At 62.1% G+C, this 21342-nt stretch carries 21 protein-coding genes; 12 read left to right on the forward strand and 9 right to left on the reverse strand.

Translation table 11 applies throughout. From position 1 onward, the window contains the following. Positions 1-5: 5 nt before the first annotated feature. Positions 6-446, reverse strand: coding sequence for a DUF3099 domain-containing protein (locus tag ACUY2Y_RS07690; protein ID WP_210574261.1), 441 nt, complete (start codon positions 444-446; stop codon positions 6-8). Positions 447-531: 85 nt separating this feature from the next. Here ACUY2Y_RS07690 and ACUY2Y_RS07695 point away from each other — a divergent pair, with 85 nt between their 5' ends. From ACUY2Y_RS07695 to ACUY2Y_RS07710, 4 genes are all read left to right on the forward strand, one after another. Further along, the gene (locus ACUY2Y_RS07695; protein ID WP_210574285.1) at positions 532-783 is read left to right on the forward strand and encodes a DUF3039 domain-containing protein; all 252 of its coding nucleotides are present in this window, start codon (positions 532-534) and stop codon (positions 781-783) included. Further along, positions 780-2549, forward strand: coding sequence for a DEAD/DEAH box helicase (locus ACUY2Y_RS07700; protein WP_448325495.1), 1770 nt, complete (start codon positions 780-782; stop codon positions 2547-2549). Before ACUY2Y_RS07695 ends, ACUY2Y_RS07700 begins: the two co-directional genes overlap by 4 nt. Positions 2550-2562: 13 nt before the next feature. Beyond that, positions 2563-3141, forward strand: a complete 579-nt coding sequence (locus ACUY2Y_RS07705) for a DUF4190 domain-containing protein (RefSeq protein WP_448325496.1) — start codon at positions 2563-2565, stop codon at positions 3139-3141. A 544-nt stretch (positions 3142-3685) separates the two neighbouring features. Beyond that, complete coding sequence (locus ACUY2Y_RS07710; RefSeq protein ID WP_448325497.1) at positions 3686-4645, forward strand: hypothetical protein; 960 nt, start codon at positions 3686-3688, stop codon at positions 4643-4645. 77 nt (positions 4646-4722) lie between these two features. Here ACUY2Y_RS07710 and ACUY2Y_RS07715 read toward each other — a convergent pair whose 3' ends face one another. Continuing rightward, entirely contained in the window at positions 4723-6375 is a 1653-nt protein-coding gene (locus ACUY2Y_RS07715) for an RNA polymerase sigma factor (RefSeq protein WP_448325498.1), read from the reverse strand. A gap of 220 nt (positions 6376-6595) precedes the next feature. Beyond that, the gene (gene ppgK / locus ACUY2Y_RS07720; RefSeq protein WP_448325499.1) at positions 6596-7405 is read right to left on the reverse strand and encodes a polyphosphate--glucose phosphotransferase; all 810 of its coding nucleotides are present in this window, start codon (positions 7403-7405) and stop codon (positions 6596-6598) included. Between the two features lie 224 nt (positions 7406-7629). On the opposite strand from ppgK, the gene ACUY2Y_RS07725 reads away from it, so the two are divergent. Continuing rightward, entirely contained in the window at positions 7630-7923 is a 294-nt protein-coding gene (locus ACUY2Y_RS07725) for a DUF4193 domain-containing protein (RefSeq protein ID WP_210574272.1), read from the forward strand. Positions 7924-7926: 3 nt separating this feature from the next. Here the strand turns inward: ACUY2Y_RS07725 and ACUY2Y_RS07730 are convergent, their stop codons facing one another. Continuing rightward, positions 7927-8490, reverse strand: coding sequence for a DUF3093 domain-containing protein (locus ACUY2Y_RS07730; protein ID WP_448325522.1), 564 nt, complete (start codon positions 8488-8490; stop codon positions 7927-7929). 111 nt (positions 8491-8601) lie between these two features. Here ACUY2Y_RS07730 and dut point away from each other — a divergent pair, with 111 nt between their 5' ends. The 4 genes from dut (at position 8602) to dxs (ending at position 13430) form a co-directional block, all read left to right on the forward strand. Next, entirely contained in the window at positions 8602-9075 is a 474-nt protein-coding gene (dut, locus tag ACUY2Y_RS07735; RefSeq protein WP_448325523.1) for a dUTP diphosphatase, read from the forward strand. A 43-nt stretch (positions 9076-9118) separates the two neighbouring features. Further along, the gene (locus ACUY2Y_RS07740; RefSeq protein WP_448325500.1) at positions 9119-10078 is read left to right on the forward strand and encodes a DUF3710 domain-containing protein; all 960 of its coding nucleotides are present in this window, start codon (positions 9119-9121) and stop codon (positions 10076-10078) included. Positions 10079-10094: 16 nt separating this feature from the next. Beyond that, positions 10095-11381, forward strand: a complete 1287-nt coding sequence (locus tag ACUY2Y_RS07745) for a class I SAM-dependent RNA methyltransferase (RefSeq protein ID WP_448325501.1) — start codon at positions 10095-10097, stop codon at positions 11379-11381. 138 nt (positions 11382-11519) lie between these two features. After that, positions 11520-13430, forward strand: a complete 1911-nt coding sequence (gene dxs, locus ACUY2Y_RS07750; protein WP_448325502.1) for a 1-deoxy-D-xylulose-5-phosphate synthase — start codon at positions 11520-11522, stop codon at positions 13428-13430. 16 nt (positions 13431-13446) lie between these two features. On the opposite strand, the gene ACUY2Y_RS07755 is transcribed toward dxs, so the two are convergent. Together ACUY2Y_RS07755 and ACUY2Y_RS07760 are read right to left on the reverse strand one after the other, a co-directional pair. Continuing rightward, positions 13447-14664 carry an HRDC domain-containing protein gene (locus tag ACUY2Y_RS07755; RefSeq protein WP_448325503.1) on the reverse strand — a complete coding sequence of 406 codons (1218 nt, stop codon included), beginning with the start codon at positions 14662-14664 and terminating at the stop codon, positions 13447-13449. A gap of 3 nt (positions 14665-14667) precedes the next feature. After that, the gene (locus tag ACUY2Y_RS07760) at positions 14668-15327 is read right to left on the reverse strand and encodes a DUF3000 domain-containing protein (protein WP_448325504.1); all 660 of its coding nucleotides are present in this window, start codon (positions 15325-15327) and stop codon (positions 14668-14670) included. A gap of 133 nt (positions 15328-15460) precedes the next feature. Between ACUY2Y_RS07760 and hemQ the strand changes: the two genes are divergently transcribed. Further along, positions 15461-16162 carry a hydrogen peroxide-dependent heme synthase gene (gene hemQ / locus ACUY2Y_RS07765; protein ID WP_448325505.1) on the forward strand — a complete coding sequence of 234 codons (702 nt, stop codon included), beginning with the start codon at positions 15461-15463 and terminating at the stop codon, positions 16160-16162. Positions 16163-16290: 128 nt separating this feature from the next. On the opposite strand, the gene msrB is transcribed toward hemQ, so the two are convergent. The 3 genes from msrB to ACUY2Y_RS07780 are packed head-to-tail and all read right to left on the reverse strand — an operon-like array spanning position 16291 to position 18710. Next, positions 16291-16710: a peptide-methionine (R)-S-oxide reductase MsrB gene (gene msrB, locus ACUY2Y_RS07770; RefSeq protein WP_448325506.1), complete on the reverse strand. Its 420-nt coding sequence runs from the start codon at positions 16708-16710 to the stop codon at positions 16291-16293. After that, positions 16676-17932, reverse strand: a complete 1257-nt coding sequence (locus ACUY2Y_RS07775; protein ID WP_448325507.1) for a glycosyltransferase family 87 protein — start codon at positions 17930-17932, stop codon at positions 16676-16678. Before ACUY2Y_RS07775 ends, msrB begins: the two co-directional genes overlap by 35 nt. Before the next feature lie 25 nt (positions 17933-17957). Beyond that, positions 17958-18710 (reverse strand): pyrimidine reductase family protein, encoded by a 753-nt coding sequence (locus ACUY2Y_RS07780; RefSeq protein WP_448325508.1) that lies wholly within the window; start codon positions 18708-18710, stop codon positions 17958-17960. A 56-nt stretch (positions 18711-18766) separates the two neighbouring features. Between ACUY2Y_RS07780 and ACUY2Y_RS07785 the strand changes: the two genes are divergently transcribed. Together ACUY2Y_RS07785 and ACUY2Y_RS07790 are read left to right on the forward strand one after the other, a co-directional pair. Beyond that, complete coding sequence (locus ACUY2Y_RS07785) at positions 18767-20293, forward strand: hypothetical protein (RefSeq protein WP_448325509.1); 1527 nt, start codon at positions 18767-18769, stop codon at positions 20291-20293. Then, a complete protein-coding gene (locus tag ACUY2Y_RS07790) occupies positions 20277-21227 on the forward strand; it encodes an asparagine synthase C-terminal domain-containing protein (RefSeq protein WP_448325510.1) in 951 nt (316 codons plus the stop codon). The genes ACUY2Y_RS07785 and ACUY2Y_RS07790 overlap by 17 nt, the downstream gene beginning before the upstream one ends. Positions 21228-21342 lie beyond the last annotated feature (115 nt).

Consider the following 21342-nt stretch of genomic DNA (forward strand, 5'->3'; position numbering starts at 1 on the left):
GCTCCTTAATCCTCGTGGTCGATCGTCTCTGGGGTGTTGTCTGTGTGCGCTCGTTCGGTGAGCTGCTGTTGGCGGGCGGCCGCGAGCTGTTGCTGGCGGGCGGCGGCGGGCTTGTATACGTTTCGCGAACGTTTATCGCGCACCTCGTTGCCGTCATTGGCCACCACCACCGAAATCCATGGCAGCGGAATCGAGATAGCGAAGAAAATGATCGCGAGCACCCAGTTATGCCACCACATCACCGCTGCGATGGACAGGAACACGAACGGCAAGCGCATGCCCTGCATGATCAGGTAAGCACGCTCGCGCGACCGCAAATTCTCCTGCGGCGAACGCTTCGCGGACGTGATCAACGCGGCCTTGCGACGGGAAAAGCGCTTGCCGGGCGAGCTCACCGCATCCCCGTCGACGACGGAAGGATCGTTGGGTCCGCCTGCTGTGCTCATGGCACCCAAGGGTAGACGTGCCGCGTGCACTTCCGCGAGCAGCCAGCAACACGGTTTTTAAACATGGTCCGGGCAATGAGGCATGATGGTGTGCGTGACGCAGACAACGACGAAGACGATTGAACGGCCCGATGTCCGCGAAGACACTTCGCAGGGCAATGACACTCCGGACTTCTTCCACTATGTGAAGAAGGACAAGATCGTGCACTCCGCCATCAGCGGTGACATGGTCGTCGCGTTGTGCGGTGAGACCTTCCCCGTGCGGAAGCAGGCCAAGCCCGACTCCCCGGTGTGCCCCGACTGCGAGCGCATTTACAAGGGGCTGCGCCGCAAGTGACATCTGCAGCACCGGGCAAAGGGCCGTCTCTGCGCCAATGGCAGCAGGAGGCCCTTGACCTTTTCACCGCCACGAAGCCGAAGGACTTCCTCGCCGTGGCTACGCCAGGCGCGGGTAAGACGACCTTCGCGCTGACGTTGGCGAGCACGCTGCACGCGGAGAAGACCGTCGAGCGCATCATCGTCGTGGTGCCCACGGAACACCTGAAGGTCCAGTGGTCGCAGGCCGCGGCGCGCTTCGGGCTGTCGCTCGACCCGGAGTTCACTAATTCGTCTGCGGTGAACCCGGCCTACGACGGCATCGTGGTCACCTACGCCCAGGTGGGCATGCACCCGTTCAAACACCACGCGGTGGCGTCGTCGCGCCGCACGCTGGTGATTTTGGATGAGATCCACCATGCCGGCGATGCCAAGAGCTGGGGCGACGGCGTGCGTGAGGCGTACAACGACGTCGATCACCGCCTCGCGCTGACAGGCACGCCGTTTCGTTCCGACGATTCCGCGATCCCATTCGTCACCTACGAAGAAGACGGCGAGGGGCATCTCGTGTCCCAGGCGGACTACACGTACGGCTACGCCGAAGCGCTTGCCGACGGTGTGGTGCGCCCCGTCGTCTTCCTCGCCTACAGCGGTGAGGCGCAGTGGAAGGACTCGGCGGGGGAGGAATACTCCGCACGACTCGGCGAGCCACTGGATGCGGCGCAGACGGCGCGCGCGTGGAAGACCGCGTTGGACCCGAAGGGCGATTGGATCGCCGCGGTGCTCCAGGCCGCGCAAACCCGGTTGACGAAGGTCCGCGGCCACATGCCGGACGCCGGCGGCCTCGTGATTGCCACGGACACCACGACGGCGCGCGCGTACGCGAAGATCCTGGAGACCATCAGCAGCACTCCGGTGACTGTGGTGCTTTCCGACGAGCCGGGGTCGTCGAAACGCATTGCCGAGTTCTCCTCCTCCCAGGACGAATGGCTCGTGGCCGTCCGCATGGTCTCCGAGGGTGTTGACGTGCCGCGTCTGGCGGTAGGTGTGTACGCGACCTCGGCGTCGACGCCGCTGTTCTTCGCGCAGGCGATCGGCCGCTTCGTGCGTTCCCGTATGCCCGGCGAATCCGCTTCGATCTTCCTGCCGTCAGTGCCGGTCCTGCTGCGCCTCGCCGAAGAAATGGAAGTCTCCCGCGACCACGTGCTGGGCAAGCCGCACCGCGAATCCGGTTGGTCCGACGAATTGCTTGAGCAGGCCAACCAGAAGCGAAGCGAGCCCGACGAGGCTTCGAAATACGAATCCATTGGCGCCTCAGCGGAGCTCGATTCCCTCATCTTCGACGGTTCCACCTACGGCACTCCGACGATGACCGGAACCGACGAGGAACAAGACTTCCTCGGCCTGCCCGGCCTCCTCGACGCGGAACAGGTGAAGACGCTTCTGCGCAAACGCCAATCCGAGCAGCTCGACGCCCGCGAGGCAGAGGAGAAAGCGCGCCGGGCCAAAGAGGCCGCCGCCGCGAAAGAGCGGGAAGCGCGTCCACCGGCCTCACCGGATACACCCGTCGGCGCAGCAAGCGCCACGGGCGGCAGCGGTGTCGCGTCGGAGGACATCCCCGCGCTCCGGCAAGAGTTGAACACGCGCGTGTCCATCATGGCCTCGCGCACCGGCCGCCCACACGGTGCGATCCACACCGAGGTGCGCAAAGCCTGCGGCGGTCCGCCTACCGCACTGTGCTCCGCCGATCAGCTCAGGGAAAGAATCAGGTACCTGCAGCAGTGGTAAAGTCGGCCACACCATGGTGCACCCGAATCCTTATGGCGCTGGTTACCCGCGCAGCCCGCGGGATCCACTGAACGAACCTTACGGCGGCTACTCCCACGAGCGTGCTGGACAGTTCGACGGCTACGGCCAGCCTTTTGAACAGGGCCCTGTTGACGCGTACGGGCGTTACAACCCCCACGGCCCGAATTCATACCTTCCTTCGGGCTACGCGGACTACAACAACGGGCAGCCCCGCAGCAACGGCTTCGCCATCGCGTCTCTGGTCATCGGTATCGCCACGATTCTCACCTCGTGGTGGTTCATCATCCTCGGTTCAATTTCCGCGATCGCCGGAATCATATTTGGTGCCATCGGGATCAGCCAGAAACGCCGGGGTCTGCGCCGCGGCGGACTTGCGCCCGCCATCATCGGCATCGTCCTCAACGTGTGCGCGCTCATCGTCTCCATCCTCATTGCCGTCATTCTCATCTCCATGCTTTACGACGAACCGGGCAGCTACACCGACTTCGACGATCCAGCCCCCATTGGCCCAGACGAGTTCAACGAGCAGATCTACGAGCGTCCCGACGGCCGGTTCACCGAGAGCACTTAAGCTCCTTTCACAGTCCGGATTATTCGCCCTCTGTTGACGCGCTACCGCAGAAAAACGCCGAGAGAATTCCGCTATTTCCAGGTAATGTCTCTGTGGTCACAACCGTTTTTCAGTCCACGGACGACTGCGCCGGTGGCGTGTTGCGGAAAGAGGAGAAGTGCAGGGCACAGAAGGTAGGCCGAACGGAAACGATGCCGGCAATGTCCCGCCGACTCCTCCCGGCTTCTCCCGCGGGCCGGGTGCCGGGTTCCCGCAGGGTCCGACCTCGATGCCGCCGGGCGGCGGCATCTATTACGGCCAGCCAACCCCATACTCCCCTGGGGACCGTCCAACAGCCCCGTACCCGCTTTACCAGTCGCCGCAGCAACAGCCGGTCGCTTCTGATGAGACGCACCAGGTGCAGCAACCGACGAACCACGCAGTAGAACCCGGGGTCCAGGACACCCCGGGCCAACCGAATTCTTTCCCGCCCCAGAATCCGAATGTCCCTCCTGGCCCTCCAACGGCACCGCAGCGACCCAAGAAACCTAGTGTCCTTCTTCCTGTGCTCTCTATCGTTCTGCTTGTCGCGGTGATCGGCGGGGCAGTGGTTTGGATTCAGCGGGACAAAGTCTCAGAAATCGACCAGCGTGCCGTCGACCACACATTCGTTGACGGCAAAATGGTGAGCTGCGAGCTGGGAGACGAGTTCTATGATTCTGTCGCTTGGAAGGATGTGTACCAGCCGAATTTGTCAGATGATTTCTGTTCCGGATGGTTTGAAACAGCCGAAGGTGATATCGCCGTCGAACTCCATCTCGACGAAGAACCGAAGGAAGGCAGAGCCCTTTCGTATTTCGTCTCCGGATGGGATGAGACGAAATCGGACGATTCGAACGACCCGTGGTGCATGATGAATACCGACCGTCCTGGGTTGGAAGACCTTCAATTGACTGTTGCGGCATCGTGCGAACCGTTGTACCCGATTGCAAGCAAACTATCGGATCTGTCCGATATCGCGGCGGGAGAAGCACCCAGCAACGACGATGATGTGTCGGTCGATACAACGGTCAGCGTTGCGGGGCAGAACTACACGCAGTTGCTCGCGAAAGCAGGGGCTCTGGGGGACGGGGGATCCATTGAGTCGTTGCAACTGGAGCAGGCCAAGTTGGCGCTCACAGACGTGGACGTCACTCCGTTCGGGGAAAGCAAACTCGACGGCGAAGACAGTGAAATCTGCGTTGATGCAACTCTCAACATAGGCAGGTACAAGTATTCGCACAACCGGATTTTCGACGTTCCTGGCATCGCTGTCATGAATCCGGCTGGACAAGTGTTCTGGTTGGAATGGGAAGAAAAACGTGAATATGTCGAGGAATATGAAGACATCGATCTTTCCTACTGTGGCGAGCACACCGGCCATTTCCGCGATGCGACGTATTTGCTCCTCGGCTACGACCCGGTCAACCACGAATTCGACCCAGTCTGGAAATTCGACATCAACGGGGAAGAGGGGATCTATTAGCGGGAGGTAGAAAAGCCCGTAGGCCCCGGCATGTGAGAAGCCGGGGCCTACGGGCTTTCGCGTCGAGAGCGCGTTGACTAGTCGAGGTAGTCGCGCAGCACCTGGGATCGTGACGGGTGGCGCAGCTTCGACATCGTCTTCGACTCGATCTGGCGGATGCGCTCGCGGGTGACGCCGTAGACTTGGCCGATCTCGTCGAGAGTGCGGGGCATGCCGTCGGTCAGGCCGAAGCGCAGGCGCACAACGCCGGCTTCGCGCTCGGAGAGGGTGTGGAGCACGTCCTGGAGCTGGTCCTGCAGCAGGGTGAAGGACACGGCGTCCACCGCGACGACAGCCTCAGAATCCTCAATGAAGTCGCCGAGCTGGCTGTCGCCCTCATCGCCGATGGTCTGGTCCAAAGAGATCGGCTCACGCGCGTACTGCTGGATCTCGAGGACCTTCTCCTCGGTGATGTCCATTTCCTTCGCCAGCTCCTGCGGAGTCGGCTCGCGGCCGAGGTCCTGCAGAAGCTCACGCTGGATACGGCCGAGCTTGTTGATGACCTCGACCATGTGCACCGGAATACGGATGGTGCGGGCCTGGTCAGCCATCGCGCGGGTGATCGCCTGACGGATCCACCACGTGGCGTAGGTGGAGAACTTGTAGCCCTTGGAGTAGTCGAATTTCTCCACGGCGCGAATGAGACCGAGGTTGCCTTCCTGAATCAGGTCCAAAAAGGCCATGCCACGGCCGGTGTAGCGCTTCGCCAGGGAGACCACGAGACGAAGGTTTGCCTCCAGCAGGTGGTTCTTCGCCTTACGGCCGTCGCGGGCGACGGCGCGCAGGTCGCGCTTCATAGCCGGGCTGAGCTTGGCGTCCTTGTCGCCTTCGTCGGCGGCGCGCTTCATCTCGTCCAGGCGGTACTGGGCGTACAGACCTGCCTCGATGCGCTTGGCCAGGGACACTTCCTGCTCAGCGTCGAGCAGGGCGACCTTACCGATCTGTTTGAGGTAGGCGCGAACAGAGTCGGCGGAAGCAGTCAGCTGCGCATCCTTGCGCGCCTGGCGCAGGGCAGCGGATTCCTCGATATCCCAGACAGACGGTGCGGCAGAGTCGTCATCATCATCATCGTCGCTGCTAGCCGGGGCCTTCTTAGAACCGTCTTCTTCGCCGAGCTCGGGCACGACATCCTCGGAGTCGTCTTCCTCGTCCTCGTCTTCGATGGCAGCGTCGACAACCTCTTCGTCATCGAGGTCGTTCTCGAATTCCTCGTCGCCGAGGTTGTCTTCGTCGAGATCGTCGTCCATGTCGTCGTCGAGATCAGCGCCGTCGATATCCGCGTCGAGCATGTCGTCGTCGAGATCGTCATCGTCTTCAGAGCTCTCGTCGAACTCATCGGACTCGTCCGGGGCCTCGACCTTCGCCGCGGCAGACTTGCGCACAGTCTTCTTTGCGGCGGACTTCCTCACCGTCTTCTTGGTGGTTTTCTTGGCCGTCTTCTTCGCCGTTTTCTTGGCGGTCTTTTTCGCCGTCTTCTTAGCAGTCTTCTTCGCTGCCTTCTTTACTGCTTTCTTGGCAGCTTTCTTCGCCGTCGTCTTTTTAGCGGCGGTCTTGCGGGCAGGCGAAGTGGCGCCGGTGTCCCCGGATGCGTCAGCGCTGTTCTCAGGGCTCTGGTTTTTAGATGGGGTGCTCGCTGCCACGTACGACCTTTCATGAGCTCGCCGCTTCTCTTCGTTGGTGCGCCACCACAATACGGGACTGCGGTGGCGGCAGTGTCAACGCGGAGAGGCGGAGTCTATTCCTGCGTCCATGTGTTACGGCGCGGTACAAGCCCTAGCAGAAATCTCATCTGCCAGCACTAGAACCGCTAAGTTATTGAACAACCCTACAGCATACGCACGCACACTTAGTGAGCGCCACCTTGTGAAAGTCATTAATTTCAGTGTGCGGTGGAGCTTTGGGGTGAGGCAGTTACGGAGTGATGTCCTTCCACACAGCCATCGCGGCACCGACGATTCCGGCACGGTTGCGGAGCGTGGCCGGAATGACGGGAGTATCGATGGTGAGCAGCGGCACCCATTTGTCTGCCTTGCGGGAGATGCCGCCGCCGACGACGAAAGCGGACGGATTGAACAGTCGCGCGTACTCGGCCAGAACACGGTCCACGCGCTTGGCCCACTTCTTGTAGCTCAGCTCTTCGCGGTCACGCACTGCGGAGGAGGCTTGGTGCTCGGCCTCCTTGTCGTCGACCATCATGTGCCCCAGCTCTGTGTTGGGGAAGAGCGCGCCGTCCATGAGGAATGCAGAGCCGATGCCTGTGCCGAAGGTGAGGAACATGACGGCACCGGTCCGGGCGGCTTCATCGCCGAAGGCGACCTCTGCCAAGCCGGCTGCATCAGCGTCGTTAAGCACTGCGAGCTCGTGGCCCGGTAGGTGGCGAGCGAAAAGATCGTGGACGTTGGTGCCGATCCACGAGTCGTCGATATTGGCGGCGGTGCGTGCGATCTGGTCGGTGACCACCGATGGCAGGCAGATGCCCACGGGGCCGTCCCAACCAAGCTGGCGCACGATCTCCGCCGTCGTCTCAGCGACAGCGTCAGGGGTGGCTGGCTGCGGAGTCTGAATCTTGATGCGGTCGCTGACGAATTCGCCGGTCGTCATATCCACGATGGCGCCTTTGACACCAGAGCCGCCGATGTCAATTCCGCAGCAGTGCGCGTGCGGTGTTTCTTTCGCAGCGTGCGCGTTGTTTTCGTTGGTTTCAGCCACCCCAGTGTTCATGGTTGCTGATTCTAGTCATCCCGCCGATATGAGTGCGGTGCGGTCCTGCGGGAGGCGGCATGTGCGACACGCCGGAGACGCAATGCGCGGGGGAAACATGACAGACGGGACACGTTGATTTAGTATCGCGTCGAAAGAAGGCAGTAAAGGCCGTCAGCGGGTGGTGTTCCACCCAGAAAAGCGCGGTTGATGCTGCGACGATGTATGGCAAAGGAGACCCACTAGTGGCCACCGATTACGACGCGCCCCGCCGACGCCTCGACGATGAGATTGAGACCGACTCGCTCGAGGGTCTCAAGGCCGAGGAAGTCGCCGGCAGCAGCATGGACGACGACGGCGAAGTCGTCGACGCCTTCGACCCGCCCCAGGTGGATCTGACCGGCGAGGAGCTCAATGTCTCCGTCGTGCCGAAGCAGCAGAACGAGTTCACCTGCGCGTCCTGCTTCCTAGTGCAGAAGAACAACCGTCTGGGCCACACGGAGTCCGACGGTTCGAAGATCTGCCTGGACTGCGAGTAGTTTCTAGCCCTTCTGCAGCGGGGCGATTGCTTGTTCCGCTTGCGCAGGGACGAACGCCCGGAGAAGTTTCTCCGGGTTCTTCGACGACACGAGCCAGTACGGAGTGGGGTCCTCCGGATCGTCGAGCACGAAGAGGGCGAGCTCCTTAACCCACGCATGGTGGATGAGGTATGCGGCCGGGTCGAGCTGACGCCCGAGCGCGTTCTGTTTCGCAGACTTGGGCACAGCAAGAGAACGCGTGACGACGTTGTCTGGCAGGTTCGCGTCTCCCACCACCAGCCAGCGGGTCCCATCGCTATCCTTTTCCACCTTCACCACGGTGGAGGACAGGTGGAGGAGGAACCACACGATTACCGCGGAGACGAGAACGAAGGTGATGGCGAACCACCAGAAGCCACGGTTATTGCCCATTTGGGCGCCGAGCAATACGGCGAACGCGATGCCGATGATCCACCACCACGCGGGCACCCACTGGCGTTCTGAATAAAGCACCTCCGGGGAACCGAAAGTAGTCTGCGATGCCCCGGCAGGGTTGCTAGTCACATTCTCTTTGGCGTTGTCCGTCACGCCTTCCATGTTAAGCAGCACGGGGACAATCCTTGAATCGCTCGCCGTGATACTGCGCCACGGCGGGAGCATGGAGCGGTCACGTAGTCTGGGGCCGTGACCAACCACGTGATGAATCATGCGAATGAAAGCGCCGCCGGTGGGGGAATTGGCCCCATCCCGTTGAAGCGGCTCGATCCCGAGTTGCCTGTGCCCAAGCGCGCGCACCGCGGCGACGCCGGTGTGGACCTGCACTCCGCTGAAGATCTCACGATCGCGCCGGGGGAGCGCGCTTTAGTAAAGACAGGGATCGCGTTGGCGCTGCCGCTGGGCACCGTCGGCTTGATCCACCCACGCTCAGGCCTGGCGGCGAAGCACGGGATCACGATTGTGAACGCGCCGGGCACCGTGGATGCGGACTACCGTGGCGAGTTGATGGTGTGTCTGCTCAACACGGACAAGGACACGCCATTCGAGATCACCCGGGGCATGCGTATCGCACAGCTCGTTGTTCAGCGGGTGGAACTCCCGGATTTCGTCGAGGTCGACGAGCTCGACGAGACGGTCCGCGGCGCCGGCGGGTACGGTTCAACCGGCATGAACTGATCGAGTACATCAAGCACAACTAGCACAAGGAGATCGCAGCACCATGGGATTTTGGCCGTTTGGCAAGAATAAGAAGAAGGCAGCTGACGCTGCTGAAAAGCTCACTGCAGACGCTAAGGACGCAGAGAAGCCGAGCAACCCGAGCTCCGAGTACACCATCACGGACCTGCAGGAGGGCGCGAGCTCCAAAAAGGCAGAGAAGCCGAGCAACCCGAGCTCCGAGTACACCATTACGGACCTGCAGGAGGGCGCGAGCTCCAAGGAGTCCGAGGAGGAGTCTTCCGAGGAGGACGAATCCGAGAATGAACCCGAGCCCAAGCTCGTATCCGCTGCGGCGGACAAGGCAGGGGATGCGGACCGCGTTCAGTCCCAGACCCAGGCCTACGCGGGGCCGGTCACAATCGAGCACGACGCCGTTGGCGGCGACACTGGTCCATTCGACGGCGATAGCGTAGACATCGAGGATTTCGACTTCAGTGATTTCGCTGAAGGCATTCTGAATCTGGGGTCGATCCAGCTGCCGCTGCCGAAGGGCTCCCAGGTGCAGGTGGAGATGGGCGAGCAGGGCCCGCGCATGCTCCACGTCGTGACCGAATTCGGCCGCGTCACTCCGGTCGCATTCGCTGCGCCGAATTCCGGCGGCATGTGGGAAGAGTCGAGCGACGAGATCATCGAGGGGATGCAGGGTGAGGGAATGCCCGCCACCTTCGAGGAAGGGCCGTGGGGCCGCGAGGTCGTGGGCCGCGGAGACAACGGTGTCATCCGCATCGTCGGTGTGGAAGGCCCGCGTTGGCTCTACCGCGTCACGCTCGCGGCACCGCACGGCAAGGAAGATCAGCTGGCTGAGCTAGCGCACGAGATCATTGCCCGCTCCTTCATCTACCGCGGCTCCTCCCCGGTGCTGGCCGGCAACTCCCTGCCGGTCGAGCTGCCCGCGCAGCTTGCCGCGCAGTTGCAGCAGGCAATGGCACAGCAACAGCAACAGCAGCAGAACCAGAACTAGATCAAGCACTCAAGACATGGACGACCGACCCACCACGCATTCACCAGCACTGAGTGTGGGTGACACTCTCACGCTCACACCGACGACGATGGCCCACGGCGGGGAGGCGATCGCGCACGCACCGGACGGGCGGGTCGTCTTTGTCGCCGGAGCCATTCCGGGTGACACCGCATCGGTGGCGTTGACCAAGGTGAAAAAGAACTGGGCGCGTGGGGAAGCGCAGGCCATCGACACCCCGTCGCCGGACCGCGTGGACCCGGCCTGCCCCGCTGCGGAAGCGGGCGCCGGGTGCTGCGACTACTCCCACATCACGCCGACCGCGCAGGAGAGGCTCAAACGCGAAATCCTCGTCGGCCAGCTGGACAAATTCGCGCGCCCGAGCGGTGTTCTCACCGGCTTCGACCTCGCCATCGATCTCGAACAGGACACTCTCGCGCCGCTGACCGGCTGGCGCACGCGTGTCCGCCTCGGTGTGGGCCCGGATGGGCGCGCCGGGATGCGCCGGGCACGCAGCCACGACGTGATCGCGGGGGTGCGCTGCACGCAGGTCAACCAGGAAGCGCTCGATGGCATCGTCGGCGCCGATGCGCGCAGGTTCACTCCGGGCGCGGAGCTCGTCGTCGTGGTCGATTCACGTGGCACGCGCCATGTCGTGGAGACCCAGCGCGCGCAGCGCGGCAAGCGGATCGAGCGCATCGAGACCCGGATCGAAGGCGATTCCGTCGTGACCGAGGCGGTCCCCGCGCCGCAAAGTAGTGGCATCGAAGAATCGGTATTCCGTTTTCCGCCCACGGCATTCTGGCAGGCCCACACCACAGCTCCGGCCACGTACTGCCGCTATATCGTCGATTGGGCTGCGGACACCTATGCACGGCCCGTCGGATGGGATTTGTACGGGGGAGTGGGGTTGTTCGTGCCGTCGATAAGCGATGCGCTCGGCTCGAGGGCGCACGTGGTCAGCGTCGATTATTCGGCGGCGGCGACGCGCGATCCGCAACCGGCGCTGGCGGATGTCGACGTGGAGGTGCGCAACAGCAAGGTCGAGTCGAGCATCGACGGGCTGCCCGATCCGGGGTTGGTTGTCCTCGACCCGCCGCGCACAGGTGCCGGCGCGGATGTCGTGGAGGCTGTCGCTGCACGCGGGCCGCAGCGCGTCATTAACATCGGTTGCGATCCCGCGACGTTTTCGCGCGACCTCGCAGCGTGGGGCGGGTGCGGGTACGCAGTCGAGCGCATGGCGCTTATCGACGCCTTCCCGAACACCCACCACTTCGAAGTTCTCACGAGTCTCGTCCCGCGCTAATTCCAAGGCAGGAGAATAATGGTTTTGGCTACACACGGTGTAAACTCGATCAGAACGAGAGAGTCCGTCCACGGTGACCCGAGCTGGGTAGAAACCGGGCCGGGGGAAGAATTCGCCGAGAAGGAGCCAAGACGACTAGTGAGTAGCCTTGACCACCGCGATTTTCCTGCTGATCTGAATGACATGTCGAGGGACGAGCTTGACCGTCTCGCGCGTGAAATCCGCGAATTCCTGATTGAGAAGGTCTCCGCCACCGGCGGGCACCTCGGCCCGAACTTGGGTGTGGTGGAGCTGACGATCGCCCTGCACGCGGTCTTCGATTCGCCGGAAGAGCCGATCATCTTCGACACGTCCCACCAGTCCTACGTGCACAAGATTCTCACCGGCCGCGCCGACCAGTTCGACACGCTGCGCCAGAAAGACGGTCTGTCGGGCTACACCAACCGCAGCGAGTCGGAGCACGATTGGACGGAGTCGTCCCACGCCTCCGCGGCGCTGTCCTACGCCGACGGCTTGTCCAAGGCGAAGGTGCTGCACGGCAAGGGCGACAAGAATGTCGTGGCTGTCGTCGGCGACGGTGCGTTGACCGGCGGAATGTGCTGGGAAGCACTGAACAATATCGCTGAGAGCGACCGCAATGTCGTCATCGTAGTCAACGACAACGGGCGCTCCTATTCGCCGACGATCGGCGGTTTCGCCCGCAACCTGGATGAGCTGCGCTCCCAGATAGCGCAGATTCGGATTCAGCCGGGCTACGACGAAGTCATGGAGCAGGGCAAGCGCACCCTCAAATCCATGGGCTGGGTCGGTGAACGCGCTTTCGATGCCCTCCACGCGATGAAGGAGGGCATCAAGCACCAGGTGGTGCCCACGCAGATGTTCCAGGAGCTGGGCATGAAATACGTCGGCCCGATCGAGGGCCACGACATCGGTTCGCTGATGACGGCGCTGGCGTACGCAAAGCAATACGACGGCCCGCTGATCATTCACGTGGCTACCGAGAAGGGCCACGGCTTCGCTCCGGCCGTCAACGACGAGGCTGACCAGATGCACTCCACCGGCGTCATCGACCCGGTGACGGGTGAGGCGCTCGGTGAAGCGGGGCCCGGCTGGACCTCGGTCTTTTCGGAAGAGCTTCTGCGCGCAGCCCACGAGCGCGAAGACATTGTCGCGCTGACCGCGGCGATGGCAGGCCCGACGGGGCTGACTCCATTCGCGGAGAAATTCCCCTCCCGGTTCTTCGACGTCGGTATTGCCGAGCAACACGCGGTGACCTCCGCGTCTGGCATGGCGTTGGGGGGCTTGCACCCGGTCGTCGCGGTGTACTCCACCTTCCTCAACCGAGCGTTTGACCAGTTGCTCATGGACGTCGCACTGATCAAGCAACCGGTGACGCTGGTGCTGGATCGTGCCGGTGTCACGGGCAGTGACGGTGCGAGCCACAACGGTGTGTGGGATATGGCGATCACATCGATCGTTCCTGGGATCCGTGTGGCGGCGCCGCGCGATGCGGACCGTCTGCGCGAAGAATTCCGCGAGGCGATCGCGATCGAGGATGGCCCGACGGTGGTTCGTTTCCCGAAGGGCGACGTCGGCCCCGCCATCGATGCGGTGCGCCGCACGCCGGGCGGCTGCGACATTCTGGTTGAGCCGCTGGGCGAGGAAAGCGACGATACCCCTGAGGTGCTGGTCATCGCCATCGGTGAGTTCGCAGACAATGCAGTGCGTGTTGCGAACGAGCTCAACGGTGAGGGTCAGCGCATCACCGTGGTGGACCCGCGCTGGATCGTCCCGGTGAACGCGGAGCTGATTGACATGGCCGCATCCGCCGACATGGTGGTCGTCTACGAAGACGGCATTGTCCGCGGCGGCATCGGATCTGTGATTTCCGAGGCACTTAGCGCTGCCGAGGTGGATACGCCGCTGCGCCGTCTGGCGTTCCCGGACGTGTTCCCGAATCATGCGTCGCGTTCGCAGCTGATCGCGGATGTGGGCTTGGATGCGGCTTCTGCCCAGGCATCTATTGAAGAGTGGATCGGGAACCTCTAAACGCTGCGCGAAGCAGTTAGACCTCTATCAACCCGAACAGCGGGGCGACTTCCGCGATCTGCCATTCGCGGGCGCCGAGCGAACGCAGCAGCACCGCAACGCGGTGCGTGCTCCACGGGCCGGGCTCATTGGTCACCGTCCACACTGCTTCACGCAGCGTCGCTGGAGTGAGCAGGACCTCGGCTTGCATTTCGAGCTGCGCCGCGGAATACGCCACTGCCGATCGCATGGCTTGCAGCGCCTCCCATGAATCAGGGTGGTGGCGCTGCCATGCGGATTTCCCGGGCGGGCCGGTTTCGTCGTCGTCCGGACGCCTTTTCCGCGTCGGCCATGTCGACGGATCGGAATCGTAGACGGACTGCAGCACCGGAAACCAGCGCTGCACAGCGCCGCGTCGGCGTTGCGGAAATCCGGGGACTGCGCCCAGATCACGCGGAGACCGGGGCAGGGCTTTCGCGACGGCGAGAACGACCTTATTGGGCAGGATTTGCGACGGAGACTTATCGCGGTCGCGCGCTTCGGCGTCGCGTTCTTCCCACAGGGCGCGTGCGACGGCGAGGGATGTTCGCGACTTCAATTGCGCGATTCCCTTGAGATCCCGCCACGTTTTCACGGTCGGTTCCCATTCAGCGTATTCGGCGACGATGAAAGCGAATTCCTCGTCCGCGATCTCGAGTTTGTCAGTGGCAGCGAGCAGCTCGGCTTGCGCTTCGGCGAGCTCATTGAGGTAGATGACGTCCTCGGCTGCATAGTCGAGCCATTCCGCCGGCAGGGGAACTTCAGACCAATCCTCGCGGCCGTGACCTTTTTCAAGGACCACGCCGCAGAATTGCTCGACCATGGCGGCCAGGTTTGGCTTGTCGAAGCCGGCGATGCGGCCCGCCAGCGCGGTGTCGAAAAGCGTGCCCGGGTACAAGCCGAGCTCGGAAAGACTGGGGAGGTCCTCCGGCGCGGCGTGGACGATCCAGTCGCCTCCGCCCACCACGGGCGCGAGAATCGATTCGAAGTCATCGCGGTGACCTTCGGGCGCGAGCAAGAAGGTGCCGGCGCCGCGGCGGAAGATCTGGACTAAGAAGGCGCGGTCGTCATAGCGGTAGGCTGACGCGCGCTCAGTGTCGATGGCGAAAGGGCCCCGTCCGGCAGCTAGCGCCGCAGCGGCACGCTGGTACTCCTCTGGCGAGGTGGCGACAGTATAGGCGCCGGAGCCGGAGGCGCGACGGGAAGTATCAGGCATCGGTTAGCGGCGGCCGTCGATGCCAGCGACACCTTCCGGCGGAAGGCCGGCGACGTGGGCGAGCACCTTCGAAAACGCCTCGACGTGGTGGGCGAGGTCGGTGCCGGCGGCGGTCCAGGAGGCGCGCATTTCGATCTGGTAGGCGCGCGGCGGACCGCCGATCTCGCCGAAGCGGACCGACGACGTGGAGGTCACGGTGCCGCCGAGGTTGGTGTATTCGGCACCTGATTCGGCCAGGGATTCGCCGAGCCACTGCCACGCGACATCCGGCAGCAGCGGGTCGGAGGCCACCGCGTCGTCCATGTCCGCCTGGATGTAGGCGACCAGGCGCATGGAGCCCTCCCACGCCTCTTCAGAGGACGGGGAGTACAGAAGGATCAGGCGGCCGAACGCGTCGCCTTGGGAGTCGGTGGGGATAGGCGCGTCGTCGTTAAGCTGCTGTACCTCGAGGCCCACAGCGTGGCTGAACGGCGCGGGGCGCTGCGGCGGACGGATGGTGCCCAGGCTGATCTCCGGACGCAATTGCGCGCGGTGCATGGACTCCACTGCTTCGTTGAATTCGGCAGGGATCGTCGCGGACTCCCCGTTCTGCGCGTCGGTCGCGGCAGATTTCGTGGTCGGGGAGGGGGCGGCGGAGAGCTGCGGGTGGTCCGAATGTGTCACGCGTTCCAAGCTAGACAGTGCCTGGCCGCATTCTGTGGAGGCGCGCCGTTATCCGTTGAAGCACGCCCTGTAGGATCGGCGTATAGAACTTTTGTTGGACCTCCCCGCGGTAGGGGAAGAAAGGATGTGCGGCATGACTCAGCCGGATATTGAAAAGCTCAACAACACTCAGCGTTACGCCCAGTGGGCGACGTTCCGCGCGATTCCGGGCGCGCTCGGCACCGAGCGTGAGGATGTCGTCGCGGAGCTGAAGAAGTTCTTCGCCGGCCTCGAGGAAGAGGGCAAGGTCGTCGTCCGCGGCATCTACGATATCTCCGGCATCCGTGCGGAAGCCGACGTGATGATTTGGTGGCACGCGGAAGAATTCGAAGACATTCAGAAGGCCTACAACGATTTCCGCCGCACGACTGTGCTGGGCCAGTGCCTCGAGGTCTTCTGGATCGGTGTGGGCCTCCACCGTCCGGCGGAGTTCAACCGTGGCCACCTGCCCGCCTTCATCATGGGCGAGGAGCCGCAGGATTGGATCACGGTCTACCCGTTCACCCGTTCCTACGACTGGTACGTCATGGACGCTGACAAGCGCCGCCGACTGCTCATCGAGCACGGCCAGGCCGCCGCGGAGTACAAGGACGTGCGCGCGAACACGATGTCGGCGTTCTCCCTCGGCGATTACGAGTGGATGCTCGCATTCGAGGCGCCGACGCTGGGTCGCATTTCCGACCTGATGCACAAGATGCGCTACACGGAGGCACGCCTCCACGTGCGCGAGGAGCTGCCGTTCTTCTCCGGCCGCCGCGTTGCCGATATCGCAGAGATCGTCGAGGTCCTGCCGTAAATCTCGGCGCATAAAGCATTCGCTTATCGACGAAGCGCCTGCCCCCGTACCCTCCGCGGGGACAGGCGCTTTTCGCTGTGCTGAAGCAGCTCGGCCACTTGCAGCTAAGCCAGCGGGAGCCGGCAGCATTACTGCACCGGCTTTTCCTCCAATGTCATGGAGATGGAGTTGATGCAGTAGCGCAGGTCGGTCGGGGTGTCGTACCCCTCACCAGCGAACACGTGGCCCAAGTGGGAATTGCAGTTGGCGCACAGCACTTCGGTGCGCACCATGCCGAGCGAGCGGTCCTTGCGTTCGATCACCTTGTCGCCAGCGAGCGGGGAGAAGAATGACGGCCAACCGCAGTGGGAGTCGAATTTCTCGGTGGAGCGGAACAGCTCTGCATTGCAGGCACGGCAACGGTACACGCCTTCAGTGGTGGTGTCGGTGTACTCGCCGACTCCCGGTGGCTCCGTGCCGGCTTCGCGGAGCACGTGGTACTCCTGCGGGCTCAGGCGCTCACGCCACTGAGTTTCAGTCCAATCGCTGTAATTCGTGTTGTCCGCCATGGCGGTGCGTCCTTTCATGTCGGTCGGAAGTGCTGACAGCCACGGCCCACGCCGCCACTGCGACGATGAACACCGCCCAGCCGACAGTAGGCAGGAAGGTGTCAAGCCAGCGGCCGGTGACGTAGTGGCCGTCCACTACCCAGGTCAGCGGTGACAGACACAGGATTATTCCCGCCCATGCGGCAGGCGAACGGAAAGCGCTGAGACGGTGGCCGATGGTGAACACAGCGGGGAAGAGCAGCATCGAGTAATACGCCTGGCCAAGCGACGACAGCAGGCACACGCCGGCGAGGAGAACAGCGGCGGTGGTGGCGGCCCAGACCCACTCGGCGGTGAAGCGGTAACGGGCCAAGAACACCACGGCGACGAGCACAGTAGCGGCGAAGAGAAGGAAGAGCACTGTGTGCAACCAGCCCGGCATGCCGAAATAGACCGCGGCGCCGGATAGTGACGAGTTCGCGTAGTCGCGCGTGATGCCGAGATACGGCGCGACGATATCGATGTAGTCGCGCGCTCCCGGGGTGAGCGGCCAGGCGATCAGATTGAGCGCGACAGGCACAGCAATGCCACCGATGATGGCGCGCCAATCCAGACGCAGCAGGGGCAGCAGCAGCAAGGGCGCGAACATCGGCTTGATCAGGATGCACAGACCGAGCACGAGTCCGGCGGCCCACGACGAGCCGGCGCCCGCGGCGAGTAGCCAGGCGAGGAAGGCGACGAGTCCGAGGAAGAGAACGCCGTTGATATTGGCGAAGCCCAGGGTGTTTGTCACCGCTTCTGTGAGAAATGCGAGGGCCACCGCGCCCGGGAAAACGGGGGAGGACAACCGATGCCCGGCCAGCCGTGTCAGCCAGGCCAGGGCGCCGATGATGCACGCGGCGTTGACGAGGATGAACAGGGCACGAACCGCGCTGATATTGTCCACCAGGCCCAAAGGCGACAGCAGCAGTGTCGCGCCCGGGTTGTACAGGTAGTGCGGGTCGACGTGGTGGTAGAGCTCGTTGTACACCGGCTCACGGAGGACGAACCGGCGTGCGGCCGACCACACAGTGGTGAAGTCGTCGGTCACGGTGCCGGGCAGCGCCACCGCAAAAACACGGTGAATGACCAGAAGAATCGCTAAAGGCCACAAAAACGCGTTTGCCACCGCTGGGGAGCACTGACTGCCCTCCGGTGCGGGGGAGGACCAAGTTGAGTGCAAAGCGTTGATGCGGTTAGTCACAGCCCCCAAAACTACTAAATGTGCACTAGTTTCCCTTGTTCACCCGCCGGTATCGGGTGAACACATATGAATCCAAGTCCGATTCGATGTGGTCGAGTGCAAATCTCTGGTCTACAGCATCGTTTGTGCTGCCTTCGTCGTCCGAGTCCGTATGGGGGAACAGCGGAACGGTTACCGGAAAAGTGGCGAAGGGGGCAATAGTCAGGTGGATGACATCTACCAGAGCATGCCGCAAAAGTGCTTCGAACATGCTGGGGCCGCCTTCGCACACAATTCGTTGCAACCCCCGGCTGCGTAGAGCGGAGACGATCTCCGGGGGAGTCCCGTCGCCGCACGGAACGATGATTGCTCCCACTGACTCAAGCTCGGCTGCGCGTTCTGGATTGATGTCGGCTTCCGGAACCAGGATCAGGGGAGGCGTGAGAGTGTCGTGGAAGAGTTGCGTAGAGGTGTCGAAATCCATCGACTGGGAGACAACCGCGATCGGTGGGACAGCTGCTTGTCCATTGCGAATACGTTCTTCACGCTGCTGGTGTGTCGTGCGCACCCCGAAATAATTCTCGGCACGAGCAGTCCCGGCGCCCACGAGAACGACATCTGACCACAAGCGAACTCGGTTCAAGAGAGCGAAGTCTTTGTCATTACCAATGCCGTGGGAGGAATCACCCTTGGTTGCTGAACCAGTCAGTGTCGAGACACCGATGATTCTCAGTTCCGGAGTTTCCGGGGCGGATAACGGACCGAGAAGGTCGGAAAGATCGACTTCATCGCGCGACATGAGTCGAGAATACAATAGGTGGTCATCGTTGCGGCTAGCACCGAGGGAGGAAAAGCATGGACCATAGTGCTACTGAAGATGAGTTTGCATCTCTCGTCGAACAAGCGGAATGGGCATGGTTTGGCGGATCGGATCCGGATCTGTTTTATCGGAGACTGTTCACCCCATACGCTCCGGGTGAATTGGAGAAAATGAGCGAGGCAGATCGGCTTGCCGCCAAGACAGCCTGGAAAGATACGACAGTTAGGCTTGCTGAAGCGCTGTTCCCGCAGGCACAGGATCGAACTCGAGCCGGGGTTTTCCGCTCTTCGGGTGAATTTGAAAAGTGCCTGAATATGGTCACCGATATTGCATGGAAGGCACGGGAAAACTTCCGCGGGATCCAGCAACCGGAACGCGCCGTACGCACGCCGAAATCAACCTATAGCGATTTGGGGTACGTGGTCGCGGTGTTGATCGAGCTTCAGCTCTACCGCTTCGACTTCAACTACGAGGGCATCCGTGATGTTCTCGGCCGTGCTGAAGACGAGCCCCTGGTCATCGGTGATTTGGACCTGAACAGCGTTTATCTCATTTTTGCTCGCCTCAATGCGGGTCGTGCCGTTAATCCACGAAGCATCTTTGAGGCCATCGGAGTGAAAAACTCCCCGCCGCGTGATCCAGCGACCGGTCTCTCCGGTGTGCCGACGAAGATCAAGCACCTGCTTTTGCACGGCATGTGGCTGTTCCCGATGGGCTATTACGGGTGGGAAATGCTTGCCTTTTCCGAATCGCTGTTGCGCTCGAACCCTAGTGATGCGAACGCCCATTATCGCCGAGGTGAAGCGTATAGACGGATTGCTGCTGCCATCGGCCTCGGTGGGCAGGGCATGATGTATGACGGTGCCGGAGCGGGCATCGATGCCGGACGGAATCCCTTTGAAGTGATTGACAGTGATGAAGGAGAAAAAGATCAAGACTACTTCTACCGGCAATCCGTCCGTTCTCTCGATCTCGCGATACAACACGTAGATGCTGGCGCGCTCGACATCCATAACGAGTACAAGAATTACCGGCTGCTGGTGTCGTCTGAATGGCAGGTGCAAAGAGCTCTCCGAAGCACTGTCAGTGCCCAAATGGAGCGGGTCCACGAGGAAGTGGCAGAGCTGTCTAAAGAGCTGGAAACTCAATCCAACCAGATGACCTGGAAAGCAGTCGAGGTGCTGGCGCTATTTGTCGCACTCATCGGAATCTTGTCGATGAATATCAGCGTTGTGGGGATCAGCGGCATCAGCATATGGGAGCGTTTCGGGATTGTCGTCATCTCGGCGGCGACACTGGCTGGTTTCTATTACCTCGTCCGTTCGGCTGTCTTCCGTTTGCGGGTGCGCGACAAGAAAGACCGCATGAGATATACCCGGCCGCAGCGCTTCCGTCCACGGGGCCGCAACGAAATCATCGTGCAACGGCTGGAAAACTTGGAAAACAAATTGGGGGAGCTCAGCTCGACGAACGCGAAGCTCGTACATACCCTCGATGTGCCGAGGCTGGATTACGACTCCTTCGAAATAGTGGAAAGGGACCCAGATGGAAACGACCGCTAAGGGATGCGAGTACGTCGCAGATGAGTGTGAGATTGCACCGGCGCTGCATGACGTGACCGACCCGGACGAAGCAGCAGTGCTCGTCCGTGCGTACCTCTCGCGGCGGCTCGACGCCGCGACGAAGCAGTGGTCGGGGCGCCCTGTCCTCATGCTCTCAGGGGGAGTGGATTCGATCCTCATTGCAGCGGTGCTCGCCGATGTGCGTCCAGACGCACTTGCTGTGAGCTTCGCGCAACCCGGTGATGTTGCAGCCGCTGAGATCGCCACCGCCAAAGCTGTGGCGGAGCACTGCGGTCTCGAGCACCATGTGGTTGAACCCGGTGAAGCAGAATTTGAACGACTTTTGACGCTGACAGTCAAGAAGCTCGGGTACCCAGAACCCTGGGAGGTATTGGCGGGGCTGGTGCTTGTCGGAGTCGACGAATATGCGCGCGCTCTAGGAGCGGACGGGGCGATCCTGTCGGGGGCTGGCGCTGATGCATTGTTCCTTGGTGGGGAAGAATCAGTTGACGTTTCTCACTGGGACGCCACTGTGCGGGCCAAGATTCAGGCGAATTTTACCCGGGAGCGTTTCATCCCCGATTTTTACGAGAGACTCATCGATGATCCGGATCGGCACATCCAAGTGTGGCAAACCCGAGAAGCGGTAGATCTGGCGCAACGGCTCCACCCCCACGTGATTCGCGGGCATGACATGCGAACAGATAAAAAACTGTTCCGCGATCTCGCTGTGCAATGCGGCATTCCCGCCGAGTTGGTGTCGGCGACGAAGAATCCGATGCAGGTGTCTTCTGGTGGCTTGGATGCCATTGTTCGGCTTGCCCGAGAAGCTCTGGCGCGCGACTACGGTGCGAAAACCTACTCCGATCCGCTGAGCGAGAAAATCGAGTTCACCGTGGCTCGTCTCATGCTTCAGCGGCTGGGCGGATTCTAGCGTTCGTTGCAACGTTTCCTAGGTTCCGGTCAATCCTAGTAGTTCGGCCATGCGTTCTGCTGGGGTGTCGTAGTCCAGGGTCTTTCGCGGTCGATTGTTGAGTTTCAGGGCTACT

Source organism: Corynebacterium sp. 20-84 (assembly GCF_053479455.1).